Below are 21,607 nucleotides of genomic sequence, written 5' to 3' on the forward strand. Positions count from 1 at the left end.
AAGGCACGCCAAATAAAGGTGAACCCACTAGAAAACATCGCGTATGGCCCGTAATCCACTGCACAATTGGCAAAAGAACCGCCATTGATTCGTCAGCCGAGGAATCCCTGTTTTTTGCTCACGGTTCCATGTGCATTCGCTACATTTTTCATGTACATTTGTAATCATATTTATTTTGTCACTCTTGATCAACTTATTGATTTTTATTTGTTTTTAAGGGGTGGCAGTCGTTTAATCCGATCTGGAGTCAAGCATGTCCTCTCGTAAAGAACTTGCCAATGCTATCCGCGCGCTGAGCATGGATGGGGTGCAGAAAGCCAAATCCGGTCACCCGGGCGCACCGATGGGCATGGCCGATATCGCCGAAGTCCTGTGGCGCGATTACCTCAACCATAATCCCGCCAACCCCAACTGGGCCAACCGCGACCGCTTCGTGCTGTCCAACGGCCACGCGTCCATGCTGATTTACAGCCTGCTGCATCTCTCCGGCTACGACCTGCCGATTGAAGAACTGAAAAACTTCCGTCAGTTGCATTCCAAAACTCCGGGTCACCCGGAATACGGCTACACCGCTGGCGTGGAAACCACCACCGGCCCGCTGGGTCAGGGGATTGCCAACGCGGTCGGTATGGCGATTGCCGAGCGCACGCTGGCGGCACAGTTCAACCGGCCGGGTCACGAGATTGTTGACCACCACACCTATGCCTTCCTGGGGGACGGCTGCATGATGGAAGGGATTTCCCACGAAGTCTGCTCGCTGGCGGGCACCATGAAGCTCGGTAAGCTGACCGCGTTTTATGATGACAACGGCATCTCCATCGACGGCCACGTTGAAGGCTGGTTTACCGATGATACTGCTGCCCGCTTTGAAGCCTACGGCTGGCACGTGGTGCGCGGCGTGGACGGCCACGATGCGGACGCCATCAAACGCGCCATTGGCGCAGCGCAGCTTGTCACTGACAAACCGTCGCTGCTGATGTGCAAAACCGTGATTGGCTTTGGTTCACCGAACAAGGCGGGTACGCACGACTCCCACGGCGCGCCGCTGGGTGAGGCAGAAGTGGCGGCCTCCCGCGAACAGTTGGGCTGGACGCACGCGCCGTTCGACATTCCGGCTGATATCTATGCCGCCTGGGATGCCAAACCGGCCGGTCAGCGCAAGGAAGCAGCCTGGAACGAAGCGTTTGCCGCCTACGCCAGCGCCTACCCGGAACTGGCTGCCGAGTTCAGACGCCGTACTGCCGGTGAGCTGCCTGCCAGCTGGCAGGCGGATGCACAGAAATTTATCGACGAGTTGCAGGCCAATCCGGCAAAAATCGCCAGCCGCAAAGCCTCACAGAACGCACTGGAAGCCTACGGCAAACTGCTGCCGGAATTCCTGGGCGGCTCTGCCGACCTAGCACCGAGCAACCTGACCATCTGGTCCGGCTCGGTCTCGCTGGATAAAGACCACGCAGGCAACTACATCCACTACGGCGTGCGCGAATTCGGCATGACAGCGATTGCCAACGGGATTGCGCTGCACGGTGGCTTTGTGCCGTACACCGCGACCTTCCTGATGTTTGTAGAATACGCGCGTAATGCGGTACGCATGGCCGCGCTGATGAAAATCCGCAGTATCTACGTCTACACCCACGACTCCATCGGTCTGGGTGAAGACGGCCCGACGCACCAGCCGGTTGAACAGCTGGCCAGCCTGCGCGTGACGCCGAACATGAGCAACTGGCGTCCGGCAGACCAGGTGGAAACGGCGGTGGCGTGGAAATACGCCATTGAGCGTCAGGACGGCCCGACGTCGTTAATCCTGTCCCGTCAGAATCTGGCGCAGCAGCCCCGCACGGCGGAGCAACTGGCAAACGTGGCGAAAGGCGGCTATGTGCTGAAAGACAGCGACGGCCAGCCTGAGCTTATCCTGATTGCCACCGGCTCTGAAGTCGAGCTGGCGGTTGGCGCGTATGACAAGCTGACTGCCGCAGGCCGCAAGGTGCGCGTGGTGTCAATGCCGTCTACGGATGCGTTCGACAAGCAGGATGCGGCCTACCGTGAAGCGGTGCTGCCGAAAGCTGTATCGGCACGCGTGGCGATTGAAGCGGGTATTGCAGACTACTGGTTCAAGTATGTCGGCCTGAACGGCGCGATTGTCGGCATGACGAGCTTCGGCGAATCCGCCCCGGCTGAGCAACTGTTTGAAACATTCGGCTTCACCGTGGACAACGTGGTAGAAAAAGCGCAGACGCTGCTGAAGTAATCTCGCTGCGTTAAGCCCTATATGAGAAGCCGTCAGCGAGAGCTAACGGCTTTTTTTCATCCTGATTTATCTCCCTCTCGATGTGTTTTGTCTGCTCTCCATACGCAGTTTTTTCATTTTTATGACGCAAGTCACTCTTATGGTGTGTGCCAGACGAGAATATTTCTTTTATGCGTTAATTCGTTTATGCTAGCTGAAGCGTTTCAGTTGTTGTGTAGAGGGCGTTTCGCCAGGGGTTCTCTGGTGTCTAAGAAGGGTATATCCTATGCGCTGGGTAACCCTGCGCTGACATAAGGAACCACAAGGAACGCCATGACGATCCGTATTGCGATAAACGGTTTTGGCCGCATAGGCCGCAGTGTTTTACGTGCGTTGTATGAATCGGGCCGCCGCGCTGAGATTGCTGTTGTGGCGATTAACGAGCTGGCGAGCGCGGAAGGCATGGCACATTTGCTCAAGTACGACTCCAGTCACGGCCGTTTTTCGTGGGATGTACGTCAGGAGTGCGACCAGCTTTATGTCGGTGATGATGGTATTCGTCTGTTGCATCAGGCAGAGATTCAGCAGTTGCCCTGGCGAGAACTCGGTGTAGATATCGTACTGGATTGCAGCGGTGTCTACGGTAGCCGAGAAGATGGGGAAGCCCATCTGGCGGCGGGCGCGAAGAAAGTGTTGTTTTCTCATCCGGGCACGGCAGATCTGGATGCGACGGTGGTGTTTGGCGTCAATCACCAGCAGTTGGAAAGCAAGCATCGTATTGTTTCCAATGCGTCCTGTACGACCAACTGCATTATTCCGGTGATCAAAGTGCTGGATGATGCCTTCGGTATCGAGAATGGCACGGTAACGACGATTCACTCATCAATGAACGATCAACCGGTGATCGATGCTTATCATCACGATCTGCGGCGTACACGAGCCGCCAGCCAGTCGATCATTCCGGTAGATACTAAATTGTCGGCGGGGATCACCCGTATTTTTCCGCAGTTTGTTGATCGTTTTGAGGCGATATCGGTGCGGGTGCCGACGATTAACGTCACGGCAATTGACCTGAGCGTTAGCGTCAGGAAAGCCGTAAACGTGAATGAAATTAATGCACTATTGCAAAAATCAGCGCACGAGTCGTTTCGTGGTATAGTTGATTATACTGAATTGCCATTGGTGTCAGCTGATTTTAACCACGATCCGCACAGTGCCATTGTTGACGGCACGCAGACACGGGTCAGTGGTCAGCATCTGATTAAAACATTGGTCTGGTGCGATAACGAATGGGGCTTTGCTAACCGGATGTTGGATACAACACGTGCGATGGCAGCCTGCGGTTTCTAGTACGATGGTGGCGATCAGGGGTCGCTATCTCGCTCAAGCAACTTTAAAAGAGAATCAACAAGAGGATTCACCATGTCTGTAATTAAGATGACCGATCTGGATCTGGCTGGTAAACGTGTTCTTATTCGTGCGGATCTGAACGTACCGGTAAAAGAAGGGAAAGTGACGTCTGATGCGCGCATCCGTGCCTCTCTGCCTACCATCGAGATTGCTCTGAAACAAGGCGCTCGCGTTATGGTCACCTCCCACCTAGGACGTCCGACCGAAGGCGAGTACAACGAAGAATTTTCTCTGCTGCCTGTTGTTAACTACCTGAAAGAAAAACTCTCTTCTCCTGTGCGTCTGGCGAAAGATTATCTGGATGGTGTTGATGTCGCCGAAGGCGAACTGGTTGTACTGGAAAACGTCCGCTTTAACAAAGGCGAGAAGAAAGACGACGAAGTCCTGTCCAAGAAATACGCGGCGCTGTGCGATGTGTTCGTAATGGACGCATTCGGTACTGCACACCGCGCGCAGGCTTCAACTCACGGCGTGGGTAAATTTGCGCCTATCGCTTGTGCAGGCCCGCTGTTGTCTGATGAGTTGGAAGCGCTGGGTAAAGCATTGAGCGAACCCGCACGTCCGATGGTTGCCATTGTGGGCGGTTCTAAAGTTTCCACCAAGCTGACCGTGCTGGATTCCTTGTCTAAAATTGCCGATCAACTGATCGTCGGTGGCGGTATCGCTAACACTTTCGTTGCCGCACAAGGCCACAACGTGGGTAAATCCCTGTACGAAGCTGACCTGATTCCTGAAGCGAAAAAGCTGCTGGAAACCTGTGATATTCCTGTACCGAGCGATGTGCGTGTTGCGTCAGAATTCTCTGAAACTGCAGCCGCAACGCTGAAGTCAGTGACAGCAATCAAAGACGAAGAGCAGATTCTGGATCTGGGTGATGTTTCCGCTGAGCGTCTGGCTGAAATTCTGAAGAATGCCAAGACCATCCTGTGGAATGGCCCGGTTGGCGTCTTCGAATTCCCGAACTTCCGTAAAGGAACCGAGACCATTGCTCGTGCGATCGCAGAGAGCGAAGCATTCTCTATCGCAGGCGGCGGCGATACGCTGGCTGCGATCGATCTGTTTGGTATTGCTGACAAAATCTCCTACATTTCTACCGGTGGTGGTGCATTCCTGGAGTTCGTTGAAGGGAAAAAACTGCCAGCAGTCGTTATGCTGGAAGAACGTGCCAAGCAATAATTTAAGGTAAGGGGCGTTTTGCCCCTTTCCTGTGGTTGTCTCGATATGTAATGTTCGCATTATCGTGTCGAGACAGCCTGTCGATTTAACATCGACTTCTCTAACCCCTCCACGGCCAACGAAACGGGACACGTAACATGTCTAAAATTTTTGATTTCGTAAAACCCGGTGTCATCACTGGTGATGACGTTCAGAAAGTTTTCGCAGTAGCAAAAGAAAACCAATTCGCTTTGCCAGCAGTGAACTGTGTCGGTACCGACTCAATCAATGCTGTGCTGGAAGCCGCAGCCAAAGTACGCGCGCCGGTCATCGTTCAGTTCTCTAACGGCGGTGCAGCATTCATCGCGGGTAAAGGCCTGAAAGCTGAAGGTCAGCAGGCGGCAATTTTGGGAGCGATTTCTGGCGCTCATCATGTGCATCAAATGGCTGAACACTATGGCGTGCCAGTGATTCTGCATACAGACCACTGCGCGAAGAAATTGCTGCCGTGGATCGATGGCCTGCTGGACGCGGGTGAAAAACACTTCGCGGCGACGGGCAAACCGCTGTTCTCTTCTCACATGATCGACCTGTCTGAAGAGTCTCTGGAAGAGAACATCGAGATCTGCTCTAAGTATCTGGCGCGTATGGCTAAAATCGACATGACCCTGGAAATCGAACTGGGTTGTACCGGTGGTGAAGAAGACGGTGTGGATAACAGCCACATGGACGCTTCTGCTCTGTACACCCAGCCAGAAGATGTTGACTACGCGTACACCAAACTGAACGCGATTAGCCCACGTTTCACCATCGCTGCTTCTTTCGGTAACGTACATGGCGTCTACAAGCCAGGTAACGTGAAACTGACCCCAACTATCCTGCGTGACTCTCAGGAATATGTATCCAAGAAACATAACCTGCCGCACAACAGCCTGGACTTCGTGTTCCACGGTGGCTCTGGTTCCAGCGCGCAGGAAATCAAAGATTCAGTCAGCTACGGCGTAGTGAAAATGAACATTGATACCGACACCCAGTGGGCAACGTGGGAAGGTATCCTGAAGTATTACAAAGATAACGAAGCCTATCTGCAAGGCCAATTGGGTAACCCGAAAGGCGAAGACCAACCAAACAAGAAATACTATGACCCGCGTGTGTGGCTGCGTTCCGCTCAGGCGAGCATGGTGACGCGTCTGGAACAGGCCTTCAAAGAGCTTAATGCTGTTGATGTGCTGTAAGTAAGGCGACGCAAACAGCGTTTTATGCTAAGGCTCCTACGGGAGCCTTAATTTTGGGTGATAATGTTGCGCTTTAAATGATGGACGTTATGCTTTCCCAGTGATTAAAAACAGGAGCTTTCAAATGGAAGAACTTAATACGAGTCTGGATCAGGCAGGGAACTGGTTGGTGACGCACCAGAATTTGTTTTTACAGTATGCCGTGAATATTGTCGCCGCATTAGTGATCCTCATCGTTGGTCTAGTGATCGCTCGGATTGTTTCCGGCACGATTAATAAACTGATGATCAGCCGCTCTATCGATTCAACCGTGGCAGATTTCCTCTCTGCACTGGTACGCTACGGGATTATCGCGTTCACGCTGATTGCGGTATTGAGCCGGGTTGGCGTTCAGACGGCATCGGTGATTGCCGTACTGGGTGCGGCGGGCTTGGCTGTCGGTCTGGCGTTGCAGGGGTCGTTAGCCAACTTTGCTGCGGGCGTCTTGTTGGTGATTTTCCGGCCTTTCCGTACCGGTGAATGGGTGGATTTAGGTGGCGTGTCTGGCTCGGTCACACAGGTACAGATCTTCTCGACGACGCTGCGTACCTCTGACGGCAAAATTATCGTGGTACCGAATGGGAAAATCATCGCTGGCAACATCATCAACAGTTCACGTGAACCGGATCGTCGTACCGAAATCATTGTCGGTGTAGCTTATGATGCCGATATCGATGTAGTGAAAAAGCTGTTAGGCGATATTGTTGCGGCGGATGAACGTATCCAGCACGACAAGGGCGTCACGATTCGCCTGAATGAAATGGCAGCGTCATCGCTGAATTTTGTGGTGTGGGTGTGGACAACCAACGGCAACGCGCAGGCGGTGTATTGGGATCTGCTGGAAAGCTTTAAACGCGTGCTGGATGAGCACCGTATCGGTATTCCTTACCCGCAGATGGACGTACATCTGCATAACGTACAATCCACAGCGAAACAGCCTGAGTAAACTCTGCTGGCCTAAGCAAACAAATAGGCACCATGCCCGATATTGGCATGGTGCATCATCAGAACTCCCTTCTCATTCCACTTCATTTTTAGCTGCTTTCAGTACATTAGCTTAGCTAATGTAGCGTTAGAATATTCAATTTCACTTATTTAATCGGCTTCCATAAACTCCCCGCGATAACAACAAATGGAGTGGGAGAGAAGTATGTGGGCAGTGTATTTACAAGGGGTTCTGTTGGGGGCTGCGATGATTTTGCCTCTGGGGCCACAGAATGCGTTTGTGATGAATCAGGGGATTCGCCGGCAGTATCACCTGATGGTGGCGATGTTGTGTACCTTGAGCGATATGGTACTGATTACCGCAGGAATTTTTGGCGGTAGCGCGTTGCTCAGTCAGTCTTCGCTGCTGCTGGGTGCGGTGACCTGGGGTGGGGTAGCGTTTCTGCTCTGGTTCGGCTGGGGGGCGATGAAAACGGCATTCAGCAAAAATATTGTATTCGCCAGCGCCGAGGTGATGAAAAAAAGTCGCTGGCGCATTATTGCTACCATGCTGGCCGTGACCTGGCTGAATCCGCATGTCTATCTGGACACCTTTGTGGTGCTAGGGAGTCTGGGGAGCCAGTTTGCGGACGATGCCCGACGTTGGTTTGCGCTGGGGACCATGACCGCGTCTTTCACCTGGTTCTTTGCGCTGGCGCTATTGGCCGCCTGGCTGGCACCGTGGCTGAATACGCCGCGGGTACAGCGGGTCATCAACTTTTGCGTCGGCGTAGTGATGTGGGGCATTGCCTTACAACTGGCGCGCCACGGCTGGCAATAATGGTTGGAAATAAATGACATCACCTTACGTTACGTTTAAGAAATTCACCTATATTGTGTGGAGTGAGTAATGCGTTATGTTAGTCGGTGAAGCAATCCGTCTTGTCTCTTTCATTTTGGAAGATTCCGTGTTGGTGCAGACAATCTATTGGCACAGACATTCTGCCAGCGGCATGCGTGACGAAACATAAGTAAGGAGAGAGTGTGAAGCGAGGTATGATGAAGCTAAATGTACTGGCGCTGGCCGCGGTAGTAGGATTGAGCGGTATGTCGATGGCTGCTCAGGCTGCGGAACTGCCGGATGGCCCGCATATTGTGACGTCAGGGACATCCAGCGTCGATGCGACGCCGGATATTGCACGTCTGGCGATTGAAGTCAGCGTGTCATCGAAGGATGCGGCGGAAGCGAAAAAGCAGGTCGATGCCCGTGTTGCACAATATTTTGATTTTCTGGGTAAAAACGGCATTGAGAAAAAAGATATTAGTGCCGCCAATCTACGCACGCAGCCAGAATATGACTATCTGAAAACGGGGGGCTCGGTGCTGAAAGGCTATCGTGCCGTGCGTCAGGTGGAAGTCACGCTGCGTCAGTTAGACAAGTTGAACGAACTGCTGGATGGGGCGCTGAAATCGGGGCTGAATGAGATTCGCACGGTAGAATTAGGCGTTGCTAATCCAGAAGCCTATCGTGATGAAGCGCGTAAGAAAGCGATTGAGCAGGCGACGAGTCAGGCTGCCGCACTGGCGCAGGGGTTCAACGCCAAGCTGGGGCCGATTTACAGTGTTCGCTACCACGTTGCCAACTATCAGCCGATGCCGATGGCGCGGATGTTTAAAACAGCAGACGCGGCGGTGCAGACCGAAGCATCACAAACCTATGAACAGCAAACCATTCACTTTGACGATCAGGTGGATGTCGTGTTTGAGCTACAGCGTACGCAGTAAGCGCCGTCCTCATTCGTTAATAATACCAACAGACCTGCTCAGGCAGGTCTGTTGCATTTTACTGAAGCTATAGCCATCTCAGTACGTTATGACTGCCGCAGAACCTGATGACCGTGCGAGAGCAGGGCATCCGTCACTTTCCTCATCATCCGGCTTTCCGGCGCGAAGCGATGCCAGTAGAGCATCCGACGCTGAAATAGCCCCGGCGTCAGGTCGACTAACTCGTTATTGCCCAGTTCTTTCTCTATTTGCAGATGCGGGATCATGCAGCAGGTCGTGCCTTGTCGTGCCAGTTGTACAAACGCTTCCGACGAATTCACGATGTGACAGGGAACGCTGCCCGGCGACAAATCAAAGTTTTGCTGTAAAAAAGCCTGATGCATGTCATCCAGATGGTCGAAGGCGACCGCGGGCGCGCGCAGCAGCGCCGAACGCGTTACGCCATTGGGAAAATAGCGGGCGGCAAAGGTAGGCGAGGCCACAAACAGATAATCCAGTGCGCCCAGTTTATCCACCAGACAGCTTGGCAGCGGCTGGGACTGAATACTCACCGCACCGACTACTTCACCTCGACGCAGCCTTTCCTGCGTGCGCGTTTCGTCTTCTACCTGCAAATTTAGACGAATCGGTGAATCGACCAGCACCGGCTGTAGTGCGGGCAGCAGCCAGGTTGCCAGACTATCGGCGTTCACCGCCAGCGACAACAGCAGCGGGATATCGCTGTCGGTTTCATTTCCTAACCACTCCTCTTCCAACAACTCAACCTGATGAAGCAGCGCCAGCAGCTTCTGCCCTTGCTCCGTCGGGCGGGGAGGGATGGTTCTGACCAAGAGCGGCTGGCCGAACAGGTTTTCCAACTGTTTGATACGCTGCGAAACGGCCGATTGGGTGATACACAATTTTTGGGCGGCGCGCTCAAAACCACGCTCGCGGATGACGGCATCCAGAGCTTGAAGCGTTCGATAGTCCGGGCGTTTCATGAAAGTCAAAATCCTCTGAATGAGTCTGTTTTTTTCACTATGCCACATTTTGCTGATTTGCCATGCAGAAATCTTATTTTGGCTATTATGCGCAATCACGATTCAGCAGGGTAGGTGTGAAATGAGGCGCATGAAATAATGCATCGGTGGTGAAGTGAATTTACACGCTTTACCCAACGTGCATGTTCTATAATACGCACACGTTTTCGTATATCGATTCTACAGGCCAGAAGCAGATTATGACGCAAGATGAACTGAAAAAAGCAGTGGGATGGGCAGCGCTCGACTACGTTCGCCCAGACACCATCGTGGGAGTTGGGACCGGATCGACGGCAGCACACTTTATTGATGCGCTGGGTTCGATAAAACATCAAATCAAAGGCGCGGTTTCCAGCTCGGATGCCTCAACAGAAAAGCTGAAAAGTCTGGGTATCCCCGTTTTTGACGCCAATGAGGTGGATTCGCTTGATGTCTACGTCGATGGCGCGGATGAGATCAATGGCCACATGCAGATGATCAAAGGCGGTGGCGCGGCGCTAACTCGCGAAAAAATCATTTCGGCACTGTCGCGCCAGTTCGTCTGCATCGTTGATGCATCCAAGCAGGTTGATGTGCTGGGCAAATTCCCGTTGCCGGTTGAAGTCATTCCGATGGCGCGGTCTTACGTGGCTCGTGAATTAGCGAAGCTGGGCGGACAGCCGGTATATCGTCAGGGCATCGTGACGGATAACGGCAACGTCATTCTGGATGTGCACAACCTGAATATTATGGATGCGGTCGCGGTAGAGAATCACATCAATGGTATCCCCGGCGTGGTGACCGTTGGGCTGTTCGCCAATCGCGGTGCCGATGTCGCGTTAGTCGGTACGGCTGAGGGTGTAAAAACCGTCGTTAAATGAGTGTGTGATGATTCTGGCGTGGATGACGTCTACGTCAGAAATTTTTTAGCTAAAAAATTCTATTTAGTTAACGACTCATTTTCGGTACTTAATATCACATTTTCTTATTTTGTTTATCGCCGATATGGCAATGCACATCTTTGGCAATATTTTTTGCCATAAATCAGACACGCTTCTTTGTGGCGTGATGCGGGCGAAGCAATCGTTTGTATTGCTGACTGCGTAATTTTTGTTATGTTGGCAGAGGCTATTTAGTACTCTGTCACATTTGAAGTCTGAAAATAAGGTCGGGAAATGGCAAAGGTATCACTGGAAAAAGACAAGATTAAGTTTCTGTTAGTGGAAGGCGTGCACCAGAGCGCGTTGGATAACCTGCGTGCAGCCGGTTACACCAACATCGAGTTCCATAAAGGCGCGCTGGAACCTGAGGCGCTGAAGGCCTCCATCCGCGATGCGCACTTTGTGGGTATCCGCTCGCGTACCCAACTGACAGAAGAGATTTTTTCTGCTGCGGAAAAACTGATCGCGGTAGGGTGTTTCTGTATCGGGACTAATCAGGTTGATCTGTCGGCCGCGACCAAACGCGGTATTCCGGTATTTAACGCCCCGTTTTCCAATACCCGATCCGTGGCAGAAATGGTGATCGGCGAAATGCTGCTGATGTTGCGTGGTATCCCGGCAGCGAACGCGAAAGCGCACCGTGGTATCTGGCACAAACTGGCGGTGGGCTCGTTTGAAGCGCGCGGCAAAAAACTGGGGATCATCGGCTACGGCCATATCGGTACTCAGTTGGGTATTCTGGCTGAAAGCCTGGGGATGCACGTTTACTTCTATGATATTGAAAGTAAATTGCCACTGGGTAATGCTCAGCAGGTGCGCCACCTGTCCGATCTGCTGAACATGAGCGACGTAGTGAGCCTGCACGTACCGGAAAATGACAGCACGCAGAACATGATGGGGGCGGAAGAGCTGGCGCTGATGAAGCCGGGTTCCATCCTGATTAACGCCGCTCGCGGTACGGTGGTTGATATTCCTGCACTATGCGAAGCGCTGAGCAGCAAGCATCTGTCCGGTGCGGCCATTGACGTGTTCCCACAGGAACCGGCGACCAACAGCGATCCGTTCCTGTCGCCGCTGTGTGAGTTTGACAACGTGCTGCTGACGCCGCACATCGGTGGTTCCACGCAGGAAGCACAGGAAAATATCGGTGATGAAGTCGCTGGAAAACTGGCGAAATATTCAGACAATGGTTCTACGCTGTCTGCGGTGAATTTCCCGGAAGTGTCGCTGCCTGTTCATGGCGCACGCGCCAGCCGCCTGCTGCACATCCATGAAAACCGTCCTGGCATTATTACCAAAATTAACCAGATCTTTGCTGAGCAGGGCATTAACATTGCCGCGCAATATCTGCAAACGACGCCTGAAATTGGTTATGTGGTCATTGACGTAGAAACGGATGGCGCGCAAACGGCGCTACAGCTGATGAAGGCGATTCCAGGCACCATTCGTGCCCGTCTGCTGTTCTAATTCGTTTTAATCGGCGAATACGCTAATCGGTGAATAAACAGCCAGTCCCAAATGGGGCTGGCTGCGTTATTAAAGCGCGATAACGATCTTGCCGCGCATATGCCCTTCCAGCACCTTATCGTGAGCCTGCTTCAGCGTGTCTACCGTCAACCCTTGCAGCGTTTCACTGGCGGTTACCTGAAGTTTTCATGCATCAACCCGCTGTGCGACTTCGTGCAAAATGTTCCCCTGTTCGGCGATATCTGGCGTGGTGAACATGCTGCGGGTAAACATGAATTCCCAATGTAGCGCTGCGCTTTTGAGTTTCAGCGCTGCTTGATCGAGCGGGTTTTTGTTTTTGCCGATGGTGCAAATGTGCCCCATCGGCGCGATCAGTTTGCTGATGGTATCCCAGTGGCCGTCCGTGTCGTTCAGGCAGAAAATGTAGTCGACCTGTTTAATCCCTTCTTTTGCCAGTTCTTCGATCAGATTACGGTAATCGACAACCTTATGGGCACCGCGCTGTCGGTACCACTCTGCTGAGTCAGGCTGTGACGCGGTAGTGATAATGTTCACCGAACTGCGTAATGCTGCCAGAGAAATCTCGAGAGAACCCACACCGCCCGCGCCACCGATAATCAACAGCGTTTTCTGGCTGTCGGCATGCTGTATTTTCATGTGCTCGAACAGCTCTTCCCAGGCGTTTAGCGCCAGCGATGGCGCTTGCAGGAACCAGTAGCAAAGGCAGCGATAATCAAAACTGGGAAACGTTCTGATTCCGGTAAATGAAGTACGGTAAAGAAAAATGGCCCGCATTGCGGGCCATTCGTTTATGACGTCTGGTGAGGCTTATTTAGCGATCTTTTTGTATTTGATGCGGTGTGGTTCCAGTGCATCGGCGCCTAGCGTACGCTTCTTGTATTCTTCGTATTCAGTAAAGTTACCTTCGAAGAATTCCACTTTACCTTCATCCTGATAATCCAGAATGTGCGTTGCGATACGGTCGAGGAACCAACGGTCATGCGAGATCACCATGGCACAGCCTGGGAATTCCAGCAGGGCGTTTTCCAGCGCGCGCAGGGTTTCGATATCCAGGTCGTTGGTCGGTTCATCAAGCAACAGCACGTTGCCGCCTACCTGCAACAGCTTCGCCAGATGCAGACGACCGCGTTCACCACCGGACAGCTCGCCAACACGTTTGCCCTGATCAACCCCTTTGAAGTTGAAACGGCCAACATAGGCGCGGCTTGGCATTTCGGTGTTGCCGATACGCATGATGTCCTGCCCGCCGGACACTTCTTCCCAGACGGTTTTGCTGTTGTCCATCGCGTCACGGAACTGGTCGACTGACGCCAGTTTCACCGTTTCGCCCAGCTCAATCGTGCCGCTATCTGGCTGCTCCTGACCGGACATCATACGGAACAGCGTCGATTTACCGGCGCCGTTCGGGCCGATGATGCCGACAATGGCACCTTTCGGTACGGAGAAAGAAAGGCCGTCGATGAGCTGGCGTTCGCCATAAGATTTGCTGAGGTTGGTGACTTCCACCACTTTATCGCCGAGGCGAGCACCAGGCGGAATAAACAGTTCGTTGGTTTCGTTACGTTTCTGGTATTCCGTGCTGTTCAGCTCTTCAAAGCGTGCCAGACGGGCCTTACCTTTAGACTGACGGCCTTTAGCGCCTTGACGCACCCACTCCAGCTCTTTCTCAATGGATTTACGGCGTGCCGCTTCCTGAGAGGCTTCCTGTGCCAAACGCTGATCTTTTTGTTCCAGCCAGGAAGAGTAGTTGCCTTCCCACGGAATCCCTTCACCACGGTCCAGCTCCAGAATCCAGCCCGCGACGTTATCGAGGAAGTAACGGTCATGGGTAATGGCCACCACGGTGCCTTCGAAGTCGTGCAGGAAGCGTTCCAGCCAGGCTACCGACTCGGCATCCAGGTGGTTGGTTGGTTCGTCGAGCAGCAGCATGTCTGGCTTTTCCAGCAGCAGACGGCACAGAGCCACGCGGCGACGCTCACCCCCGGACAGGTTAGCGATTTTCGCATCCCACTCCGGCAAGCGCAGCGCATCGGCGGCGCGCTCCAGTTGGTTATTCAGATTGTGACCGTCGTGTGCCTGAATGATTTCTTCCAGCTTGCCTTGCTCGGCAGCCAGTTTATCGAAATCCGCATCCGGGTCGGCATACAACGCATAGACTTCATCAAGACGCTTCAGCGCGGTCACGACTTCAGACACCGCTTCTTCTACGGATTCACGTACGGTGTGCTCCGTGTTTAACTGCGGTTCCTGCGGCAAATAGCCGATTTTGATTCCAGGTTGCGGGCGAGCTTCGCCCTCGATGTCCGTATCAATGCCAGCCATAATACGCAACAGCGTTGATTTACCGGCTCCGTTCAGACCCAGCACGCCGATCTTGGCACCGGGGAAAAAACTGAGGGAGATGTTTTTCAGAATGTGACGCTTCGGCGGTACGACCTTACCGACGCGATGCATGGTATAAACATATTGAGCCACGTTGCGACTTCGCCTCTCTCTTATCTCTATGATTTGTCACCATAAGCGGGTGACCATGTGTAGCACGATGCTACTTAATACTAAATCGCTGCTAAGGCAATACCCTGGCAGCGGATCGATTATTCTAAGTGCATTACTTTGAGTATGAAGTGTAGCGGGTTTCAGTCCGCGATCCCAGCTATCCGGCGATTTGCCATGGCCGATCTGAGAGGTCAGCCCGCCTGATGAATTTCAGAATCGGTTTGCGGATCGACGTATCGTTGTCTGGCATGATGTGCCACACTGGATCTGCCCGATATATCCGTCATACTTCACGTTGCTTGTGCGTTGGCTGCCTTCTCACCCCAGTCACTTACCTGAGTAAGCTGGGATTAATGAGCCTCATAAATGCATAAATGAAGCTCACCCTTCGGGCCAGCGCTGGCGCTGTTCAAATCGGTTAAAACCGATTTGTCATGCGGTTGCCGCGTTACAAGGCCATAAATGGGCCTTGCCCTAAAGGGCCAACGCAGAGCGTTGTTCAAAACGCTAACGTTTTGTCACGCAATTCGAATTATTTGGGGTATAGGATAGGGGTATCGATACGATGAAGGATGCCGATAGCAAGTTCGATAACGGATGAGGTTAATGCAGGTGATGAAAGCGGATCATTGGTGGTACGCCGTTGCGGCGATATGTTTGGCTGGGGCTTCCGGCCATGTGTTGGCGGATTCTCTGGACGAACAGCGCCAGCGCTATCAGCAGGTTAAGCAAGCATGGGACAGCAACCAGATGGACACGGTAGCGCAACTGATGCCGACGCTGCGCAGTTACCCGCTTTATCCTTATCTTGAATACCGCTCGCTCACGCAGGATCTGAGTCAGGTCAGCGCGACGCAGGTGAGGCAGTTTATGGCAACGCACCCGACGCTGCCGTCCATCCGTAATCTCAATACCAGCTTTGTGAATGAACTGGCGCGTCGTCAGGACTGGATCGGGCTGCTGGCATTTAGCCCGCAGCCGCCGAAACCGGTCAGCGCCCGCTGTAACTTTTATTATGCCCAGTGGGCAACCGGTCAGCGTCAGGGCGTGTGGGAAGCCACGCGTGATATCTGGCTGACCGGGCGCTCGCTCCCTGCCGTGTGCGATAAACTCTTCTCCGTCTGGCAGCAGGCCGGTGAGCAGACGCCGCTGACGACGCTGGAGCGCACGCGTCTGGCGATGGATGAGGGCAGCAGCAGTTTGGTGAGCTATCTCATCAAGCAGTTACCCGGTGATTATAAAACGATGGGCGATGCGCTACTGAAGCTCCAGAACGATCCGAATTCGCTGGAGCGTTTCGCCCGTACCGTTGGGCCAACGGATTTCACCCGGCAAGTCACGCTGTCGGCCTTCACGCGCGCGGCGCGTCAGGATGCCGATAATGCCCGTTCGATGCTGCCGATCATTGTCCGTCTACAGAAAATGAGTGCCGCAGAGCGTCAGGAGATGGAGGAAACCATTGCCTGGCGGTTAATGGGCAACGATGCCACACCAGAGCAGGCGCAGTGGCGGGATAGCGTGGTGCGTAAAAGTACGTCGACCACCTTGCTGGAGCGCCGTGTACGCATGGCGTTGGGCACCGGCGATCGTCAGGGGCTGATAAGCTGGATGGCGCGCTTGCCGACGGAGGCGTTACAGAAAGACGAATGGCGCTACTGGCGTGCGGTAGTGCTGTTGGATCAGGGTAAACGTCAGGAAGGCGAGACGTTATTACGCAGTCTGATGCAGGAACGCGGGTTCTATCCTATGGCGGCTGCGCAGAAGCTCAACGAGCGTTATCCGATTACGATCATGACGGCGGTGAAGCCGGATCCTTCTTTATCCCAGCTACCGGAAGTCGCCCGCGTGCGGGAATTAAGGTTCTGGCAGATGGATAATTTGGCGCGTAGTGAATGGGTGGGACTGGTGGCGAATCGCACTAAGCCGCAGCAGGAGGCGTTGGCTCGCTATGCGTTTGAGCAACGCTGGCCGGATTTGAGCGTGCAGGCGACGATTGTTGCGAAGCTGTGGGATCATCTGGAAGAGCGTTTCCCGCTGGCCTGGAATGACGAATTCCGCCGTGAAACGCAGGGGAAAGGAATCAGCCAGAGCTATGCAATGGCGATTGCTCGTCAGGAAAGTGCCTGGAATCCGAAAGCGCGTTCTCCGGTTGGCGCATCGGGGTTGATGCAGTTGATGCCCGCGACGGCACAGCATACCGCCAAAATGAGCAATATCACGTTCTACACGAACAGCAGTCAGCTGTTCGATCCTGAGACTAACATACTGCTGGGAACGAGCTATCTGGAGTACGTATACCAGACATTTGGCCGCAACCGGATCCTATCTTCTGCGGCTTATAATGCCGGGCCATCGCGTGTGAATACCTGGCTGAGAAACAGCGCGGGGCGCATTGATCCCGTTGCGTTTATCGAAAGCATTCCGTTCTCGGAAACGCGGGGATACGTGAAAAATGTGCTGGCTTATGACGTCTTCTATCGCTATTTCCTTCATCAGCCAGCCAATGTGCTGACGGATGCAGAATGGCAGCGGCGTTATTGAGACGCAGCGTAGCGATTGCTGCCTGAAATTGTGTTATGCTGCCGTACTAGTTGAATAGTATGGTAGCCCGTTATGACTCCCTTATCGCTTATCGACCCGGCACTTTCTGAACAAGACAATGCGCACTGGTTGCGCTTTGTCGCACTATTGCAGCAGTCTATGGCGGAGGATCTGCAATTGCCGCTGCTTCAACTGCTATTGACGCCGGACGAGCGTACGGCGCTGGGAACGCGAGTGAGAATTGTGCAGGAACTGATGCGGGGTGAAATGAGTCAACGTGAGCTGAAAAGCGAGTTAGGTGCAGGAATTGCGACAATCACGCGCGGTTCAAATAGCCTGAAAGTTGCGCCCCCCGCGTTAAAAAGTTGGCTGGAAGCGCAGTTGCTGTCAGTAGATAAACCGTCGGATGACGGCGCGTAACCGTTACGGTTTTGCGACGTGAACAGGAATCTGATAGATCGGGTTATGGAACGGCACCAGTGCCAGCAGCAACGCCTGATGATATACGCTGGTACGTGACAGTTTGCCATCGGTGAAGACGCCGATGGCACCACCTTTATGTTTAATATTCTGAACGCCCGTCAAACGCTCCATTTCATCACCTAATTCCCGCCCTTCACGGATACCATGTAATATACTTTCTGGAAGAACCAGGCTTGCAGAGCGTGATTCGCCACGCAGATGGGTGTTTTCGATCACCATCCAGGCGAAAGTCATACTTTCTTCAATGCCCGCTTCGACACCGACCCAAAAATCGGCTTCCGGCCGCACTTGGCGTGCCATCATAACGCGGTTTCTGGCACCAGTACGGGTTTCGAGAGAGCCAAGTGGTTGATGCGGGACGCCGCTATCGACGTCAACACCTTCGATGCGGCAGTTTTCTGCACCAAAGACATCGGTGAATGCCAGAGTAATAGCCTTAATCTTTGCCGGGTTGGTAGTGGCAGCAACAACGTGATACATAACAGTTTCGTACCTTTAGTTAATTTGACGCAGTATAACGGAAAATAACCATGTTACAGGTATATCTTGTTCGCCACGGCGAAACAGAATGGAATGTGGCTCGACGTATTCAAGGTCAATCGGACAGTGCGCTGACGCCAAGAGGTGAGCAACAGGCGCAGCAAGTTGCTGGACGAATCAGGACGTTAGGGATTACGCATATTTTTACCAGCGATCTCGGAAGAACGCGTCAGACGACAGAAATCATCGCTAAATCCTGTGGCAATTGCCAGATAATCCTGGAGCCTGGGTTACGTGAATTGAACATGGGCGTGTTGGAAGCGCGCGATCTGGATTCGCTGACCGCCGCGGAAGAAGGGTGGCGTAAAAGACTGGTGGATGGCACGCCCGATGGTCGTATCCCAGAAGGCGAATCGATGGTTGATGTCGCATTACGCATGCACGGCGTTCTGGAGCGTTGTCTGGCTCTGCCAGCGGGAAGTCGTCCTCTGCTGGTGAGTCACGGGATGGCGTTGGGGTGCCTGCTGAGTACGGTTCTGGGACTACCGGCATCGGCTGAGCGGCGTCTGCGCTTGCGTAACTGTTCCCTGTCGCGCATTGACTACCAGCAAAGCCCGTGGCTGGCACCGGGATGGGTGGTGGAAACGGCCGGAGATATCTCTCATCTGGATATTCCGGCACTGGATGAGTTACAGCGCTGAGAGCGGCTCTGTATGCTGGATGGGGATAAGATACTCGCAGCGGATGATGGCGGGTATTTCCCCATCTGCATCGCGATTGGGATGAAAACGCTCGGCATCAAACCCTTTGCGACGCGTGAGCTGGAAGGTTGGTAGACAGGTGTCATACAGGGTGATAATAAAATCCTGTAGCTCGTCTTTCGGGCCTTCAAAAACAAACATCGCGTAGTCGCCGCCCGGTAACGTAATAGGCTCGCCAGTGTGGATATCATCCGGCAGATACTGTGGCTCCAGTGCGGTGGTGTAGAGCACTTCGTGCTCGTCGTCTTTCTCTTTGCTCGGCCGTGAATGATGCAGCCCGTAAAGCACGGGGGGAGCGCAGCGCGTTTCTCCCAAAAACTGACGCCAATAGTGGACGCGAATTTCCGTACGGAAGTTACAAATCTGCTCCAGAGGGCAGTTATAGGTTTGCGTTAGCCCAAGCAGTTGCGTTTCTGGCAGGGTGATAAACTGCGGCTGTGGCAGGGTAAATTCTCCGAGTCGGATCGGCGGACGAATGCCGAAAGTATTCCAATTATCGGAACGACGGTAAGATGCTGGCGTTTGGGTAAACTGCTTTTTGAACGCGCGGGTAAAAGTTTGTTGTGAATCAAAACGGTATTGCAAGGCAATATCAAGGATAGGGCGACTGGTCAGGCAAAGTGCAACCGCCGCTTTGGTCAATCTCCGCGCTCGAATATATGAACCAATGGCATGGCCTGTCACGTCTTTGAACATTCTTTGCAGATGCCACTTGGAATAACCCGCTTTCGCCGCCACATTATCCAGTGATAGCGGTTGGTCGAGATGGCTTTCCAGCCAGTTAAGCAAGTCACGTATGATACTGGCTTGATCCATAATCTTCCTCATCAAATACATTGGGCGCGAGCGTATTGAGATCCTGCATCATAGCAATATTTTCACTTTGGTACTGCCGAAGATTTTTTAAAATATTCCGCAGGTAATTTGGATAAGGAGAATTGCGATAGTGGTTTATTTTGCACATCCTCTTTTTGATTGTGGTTATTAATCGTTTGTCATGAATTGTCATAGGGCCTGAAATATGAACATAAAACACATCATGGGAGTGGGGCTGCTATTGTTATCCACTGCTGGCGTCGTCAGTGCGGAAGAAGTCGGGTCTGTCGATACCGCCTTTAAACTACTGGGGCCGGATCATAAGATTGTGGTGGAAGCGTTTGACGACCCAGATGTCTCAAACGTGACCTGTTACATTAGCCGAGCCAAAACAGGCGGAATCAAGGGCGGGCTAGGGTTGGCGGAAGACACGTCGGACGCGGCTATTTCCTGTCAGCAGGTTGGGCCAATTACGCTGTCCGATAAAATCAAAAACGGCGGTGACCGCGGATCGGTGGTTTTCCAGAAAAGAACCTCGCTGGTTTTCAAGAAATTACAGGTTGTTCGATTTTACGATCAAAAGCGCAATGCGCTGATCTATCTTGCTTACTCCGATCGCTTGGTTGATGGTTCGCCGAAAAATGCGTTAAGCGCGGTGCCGGTTATGCCGTGGGGAAAGAGTGAATGACGTGCGGTAATGCGGTAAGAAGGGAAAACAGCCGGAACAGATGTCTGTTCCGGCTGAAGGGGATTAATTTTCCAGATCGCCGCAGAAACGGTAACCTTCGCCGTGGATCGTCGCGATGATTTCCGGTGTATCTGCTGTTGATTCAAAGTGCTTGCGGATACGACGGATGGTGACGTCAACGGTACGGTCGTGCGGCTTAAGCTCACGGCCCGTCATTTTCTTCAGCAGTTCCGCGCGAGACTGAATCTTGCCCGGGTTTTCGCAGAAGTGCAGCATGGCGCGGAATTCACTGCGCGGCAGTTTGTATTGCTCGCCAGCCGGGCTAATCAGAGAACGGCTATTGATGTCCAGTTCCCAGCCGTTGAAGCGGTAGCTTTCTACCAAACGGCGCTCTTCGGTGCCGCTGCCCAGATTCATGGTACGCGACAGCAGGTTACGCGCGCGGATCGTCAATTCACGTGGGTTGAACGGTTTGGTGATGTAGTCATCTGCACCGATTTCCAGGCCGAGGATCTTATCGACTTCATTGTCGCGGCCAGTGAGGAACATCAAGGCAACGGTGGCTTGTTCGCGCAGTTCACGTGCCAGCAACAGGCCGTTCTTTCCTGGCAGATTGATGTCCATAATCACCAGATTGATGTCATTTTCGGACAAAATGTGGTGCATTTCTGCGCCATCAGTGGCTTCGTGAACAACGTATCCTTCCGCCTCAAAAATGCTTTTGAGGGTATTACGAGTTACTAGCTCGTCTTCAACAATAAGAATGTGCGGCGTCTGCATGTTTGCTACCTAAAATTGCCAACTTAAATTATAGAAATCGGAAGTACAGAAGTCGCAGTCATACCCTGCTGGCCCGCTGGCTACAACGCCAGTTATTCCGGGTATTTCCCTGGAGCTTATTGAGGTAAACTACGCTCTCGCTCAACATCAGACTCAAGTACGTAAATGCGTTACTGGTGTTCATTCTCTACCCGCTTAGAGGTACTGCTAGCGGATGAGCGTGGCGCTAATTTAACTGCGCTCAAAGTGGCGCACAGTTTAACCTTATTAACAGCAACATAACAGTAAGCACGGTTTTTGCCTGCTGATAAATCTACGGTTCTGTTGACATATATCAAGTTTCATTTTAGCACGTTAACT

The 21,607-nt window shown here is 52.9% G+C and carries 18 protein-coding genes and 1 pseudogene; 13 read left to right on the plus strand and 6 right to left on the minus strand.

Features of this window, described 5'->3' with window-relative positions:
* Positions 1-253: 253 nt before the first annotated feature.
* The 7 genes from tkt to ACKQAD_RS01325 all read left to right on the plus strand — a co-directional run bounded on the left by tkt (position 254) and on the right by ACKQAD_RS01325 (position 8,775).
* Complete coding sequence (tkt, locus tag ACKQAD_RS01295) at positions 254-2,248, plus strand: transketolase (protein WP_409158481.1); 1,995 nt, start codon at positions 254-256, stop codon at positions 2,246-2,248.
* A gap of 312 nt (positions 2,249-2,560) precedes the next feature.
* Entirely contained in the window at positions 2,561-3,577 is a 1,017-nt protein-coding gene (gene epd, locus ACKQAD_RS01300) for an erythrose-4-phosphate dehydrogenase (protein ID WP_409158482.1), read from the plus strand.
* Positions 3,578-3,649: 72 nt separating this feature from the next.
* The gene (pgk, locus tag ACKQAD_RS01305) at positions 3,650-4,813 is read left to right on the plus strand and encodes a phosphoglycerate kinase (protein ID WP_409158483.1); all 1,164 of its coding nucleotides are present in this window, start codon (positions 3,650-3,652) and stop codon (positions 4,811-4,813) included.
* Between the two features lie 137 nt (positions 4,814-4,950).
* Positions 4,951-6,027 carry a class II fructose-bisphosphate aldolase gene (gene fbaA, locus ACKQAD_RS01310; RefSeq protein WP_015841829.1) on the plus strand — a complete coding sequence of 359 codons (1,077 nt, stop codon included), beginning with the start codon at positions 4,951-4,953 and terminating at the stop codon, positions 6,025-6,027.
* Positions 6,028-6,151: 124 nt separating this feature from the next.
* Positions 6,152-7,012: a small-conductance mechanosensitive channel MscS gene (gene mscS / locus ACKQAD_RS01315; protein ID WP_409158484.1), complete on the plus strand. Its 861-nt coding sequence runs from the start codon at positions 6,152-6,154 to the stop codon at positions 7,010-7,012.
* A 204-nt stretch (positions 7,013-7,216) separates the two neighbouring features.
* A complete protein-coding gene (gene argO, locus ACKQAD_RS01320; protein ID WP_409158485.1) occupies positions 7,217-7,831 on the plus strand; it encodes an arginine exporter ArgO in 615 nt (204 codons plus the stop codon).
* A gap of 218 nt (positions 7,832-8,049) precedes the next feature.
* On the plus strand, positions 8,050-8,775 hold the full coding sequence (locus ACKQAD_RS01325; protein ID WP_409158615.1) for an oxidative stress defense protein: 726 nt from the start codon (positions 8,050-8,052) through the stop codon (positions 8,773-8,775).
* An 86-nt stretch (positions 8,776-8,861) separates the two neighbouring features.
* On the opposite strand, the gene ACKQAD_RS01330 is transcribed toward ACKQAD_RS01325, so the two are convergent.
* On the minus strand, positions 8,862-9,755 hold the full coding sequence (locus ACKQAD_RS01330; protein WP_409158486.1) for a LysR family transcriptional regulator ArgP: 894 nt from the start codon (positions 9,753-9,755) through the stop codon (positions 8,862-8,864).
* Between the two features lie 239 nt (positions 9,756-9,994).
* Between ACKQAD_RS01330 and rpiA the strand changes: the two genes are divergently transcribed.
* Positions 9,995-10,654, plus strand: a complete 660-nt coding sequence (rpiA, locus tag ACKQAD_RS01335; RefSeq protein ID WP_409158487.1) for a ribose-5-phosphate isomerase RpiA — start codon at positions 9,995-9,997, stop codon at positions 10,652-10,654.
* Positions 10,655-10,948: 294 nt separating this feature from the next.
* Positions 10,949-12,181, plus strand: coding sequence for a phosphoglycerate dehydrogenase (serA, locus tag ACKQAD_RS01340; protein WP_409158488.1), 1,233 nt, complete (start codon positions 10,949-10,951; stop codon positions 12,179-12,181).
* A 69-nt stretch (positions 12,182-12,250) separates the two neighbouring features.
* Here the strand turns inward: serA and ACKQAD_RS01345 are convergent.
* Both ACKQAD_RS01345 and ettA read right to left on the minus strand, forming a co-directional pair.
* Positions 12,251-12,880, minus strand: a pseudogene (locus tag ACKQAD_RS01345) (zinc-binding dehydrogenase); the annotation flags it as partial.
* A 129-nt stretch (positions 12,881-13,009) separates the two neighbouring features.
* On the minus strand, positions 13,010-14,677 hold the full coding sequence (ettA, locus tag ACKQAD_RS01350) for an energy-dependent translational throttle protein EttA (RefSeq protein ID WP_409158489.1): 1,668 nt from the start codon (positions 14,675-14,677) through the stop codon (positions 13,010-13,012).
* 636 nt (positions 14,678-15,313) lie between these two features.
* Between ettA and sltY the strand changes: the two genes are divergently transcribed.
* Together sltY and trpR are read left to right on the plus strand one after the other, a co-directional pair.
* Positions 15,314-17,239, plus strand: a complete 1,926-nt coding sequence (gene sltY, locus ACKQAD_RS01355) for a murein transglycosylase (protein ID WP_409158490.1) — start codon at positions 15,314-15,316, stop codon at positions 17,237-17,239.
* 72 nt (positions 17,240-17,311) lie between these two features.
* Positions 17,312-17,659: a trp operon repressor gene (gene trpR, locus ACKQAD_RS01360; RefSeq protein ID WP_409158491.1), complete on the plus strand. Its 348-nt coding sequence runs from the start codon at positions 17,312-17,314 to the stop codon at positions 17,657-17,659.
* A gap of 3 nt (positions 17,660-17,662) precedes the next feature.
* On the opposite strand, the gene yjjX is transcribed toward trpR, so the two are convergent.
* Positions 17,663-18,202: an inosine/xanthosine triphosphatase gene (yjjX, locus tag ACKQAD_RS01365; RefSeq protein WP_409158492.1), complete on the minus strand. Its 540-nt coding sequence runs from the start codon at positions 18,200-18,202 to the stop codon at positions 17,663-17,665.
* Between the two features lie 50 nt (positions 18,203-18,252).
* Between yjjX and gpmB the strand changes: the two genes are divergently transcribed.
* Positions 18,253-18,903: a 2,3-diphosphoglycerate-dependent phosphoglycerate mutase GpmB gene (gpmB, locus tag ACKQAD_RS01370; protein ID WP_409158493.1), complete on the plus strand. Its 651-nt coding sequence runs from the start codon at positions 18,253-18,255 to the stop codon at positions 18,901-18,903.
* Here gpmB and robA read toward each other — a convergent pair.
* Positions 18,892-19,779, minus strand: coding sequence for an MDR efflux pump AcrAB transcriptional activator RobA (gene robA, locus ACKQAD_RS01375; RefSeq protein WP_409158494.1), 888 nt, complete (start codon positions 19,777-19,779; stop codon positions 18,892-18,894). The genes gpmB and robA overlap by 12 nt on opposite strands.
* 205 nt (positions 19,780-19,984) lie before the next feature.
* Here robA and creA point away from each other — a divergent pair, with 205 nt between their 5' ends.
* A complete protein-coding gene (creA, locus tag ACKQAD_RS01380) occupies positions 19,985-20,467 on the plus strand; it encodes a protein CreA (RefSeq protein ID WP_409158495.1) in 483 nt (160 codons plus the stop codon).
* Positions 20,468-20,530: 63 nt separating this feature from the next.
* On the opposite strand, the gene arcA is transcribed toward creA, so the two are convergent.
* Complete coding sequence (arcA, locus tag ACKQAD_RS01385; RefSeq protein ID WP_010300511.1) at positions 20,531-21,247, minus strand: two-component system response regulator ArcA; 717 nt, start codon at positions 21,245-21,247, stop codon at positions 20,531-20,533.
* Between the last annotated feature and the right edge of the window lie 360 nt (positions 21,248-21,607).

Origin of the sequence: Pectobacterium artocarpous (assembly GCF_046159765.1) — a bacterium.
Lineage (GTDB): Bacteria > Pseudomonadota > Gammaproteobacteria > Enterobacterales > Enterobacteriaceae > Pectobacterium.

Excerpts from the sequence above, each read along its gene's own strand:
- tkt (WP_409158481.1), top strand. The coding sequence starts at position 254 with ATGTCCTCTCGTAAAGAACTTGCCAATGCTATCCGCGCGCTGAGCATG.
- epd (WP_409158482.1), top strand. The coding sequence starts at position 2,561 with ATGACGATCCGTATTGCGATAAACGGTTTTGGCCGCATAGGCCGCAGT.
- pgk (WP_409158483.1), top strand. The coding sequence starts at position 3,650 with ATGTCTGTAATTAAGATGACCGATCTGGATCTGGCTGGTAAACGTGTT.
- fbaA (WP_015841829.1), top strand. The coding sequence starts at position 4,951 with ATGTCTAAAATTTTTGATTTCGTAAAACCCGGTGTCATCACTGGTGAT.
- mscS (WP_409158484.1), top strand. The coding sequence starts at position 6,152 with ATGGAAGAACTTAATACGAGTCTGGATCAGGCAGGGAACTGGTTGGTG.
- argO (WP_409158485.1), top strand. The coding sequence starts at position 7,217 with ATGTGGGCAGTGTATTTACAAGGGGTTCTGTTGGGGGCTGCGATGATT.
- ACKQAD_RS01325 (WP_409158615.1), top strand. The coding sequence starts at position 8,050 with ATGAAGCTAAATGTACTGGCGCTGGCCGCGGTAGTAGGATTGAGCGGT.
- ACKQAD_RS01330 (WP_409158486.1), bottom strand. The coding sequence starts at position 9,755 with ATGAAACGCCCGGACTATCGAACGCTTCAAGCTCTGGATGCCGTCATC.
- rpiA (WP_409158487.1), top strand. The coding sequence starts at position 9,995 with ATGACGCAAGATGAACTGAAAAAAGCAGTGGGATGGGCAGCGCTCGAC.
- serA (WP_409158488.1), top strand. The coding sequence starts at position 10,949 with ATGGCAAAGGTATCACTGGAAAAAGACAAGATTAAGTTTCTGTTAGTG.
- sltY (WP_409158490.1), top strand. The coding sequence starts at position 15,314 with ATGAAAGCGGATCATTGGTGGTACGCCGTTGCGGCGATATGTTTGGCT.
- trpR (WP_409158491.1), top strand. The coding sequence starts at position 17,312 with ATGACTCCCTTATCGCTTATCGACCCGGCACTTTCTGAACAAGACAAT.
- yjjX (WP_409158492.1), bottom strand. The coding sequence starts at position 18,202 with ATGTATCACGTTGTTGCTGCCACTACCAACCCGGCAAAGATTAAGGCT.
- gpmB (WP_409158493.1), top strand. The coding sequence starts at position 18,253 with ATGTTACAGGTATATCTTGTTCGCCACGGCGAAACAGAATGGAATGTG.
- robA (WP_409158494.1), bottom strand. The coding sequence starts at position 19,779 with ATGGATCAAGCCAGTATCATACGTGACTTGCTTAACTGGCTGGAAAGC.
- creA (WP_409158495.1), top strand. The coding sequence starts at position 19,985 with ATGAACATAAAACACATCATGGGAGTGGGGCTGCTATTGTTATCCACT.
- arcA (WP_010300511.1), bottom strand. The coding sequence starts at position 21,247 with ATGCAGACGCCGCACATTCTTATTGTTGAAGACGAGCTAGTAACTCGT.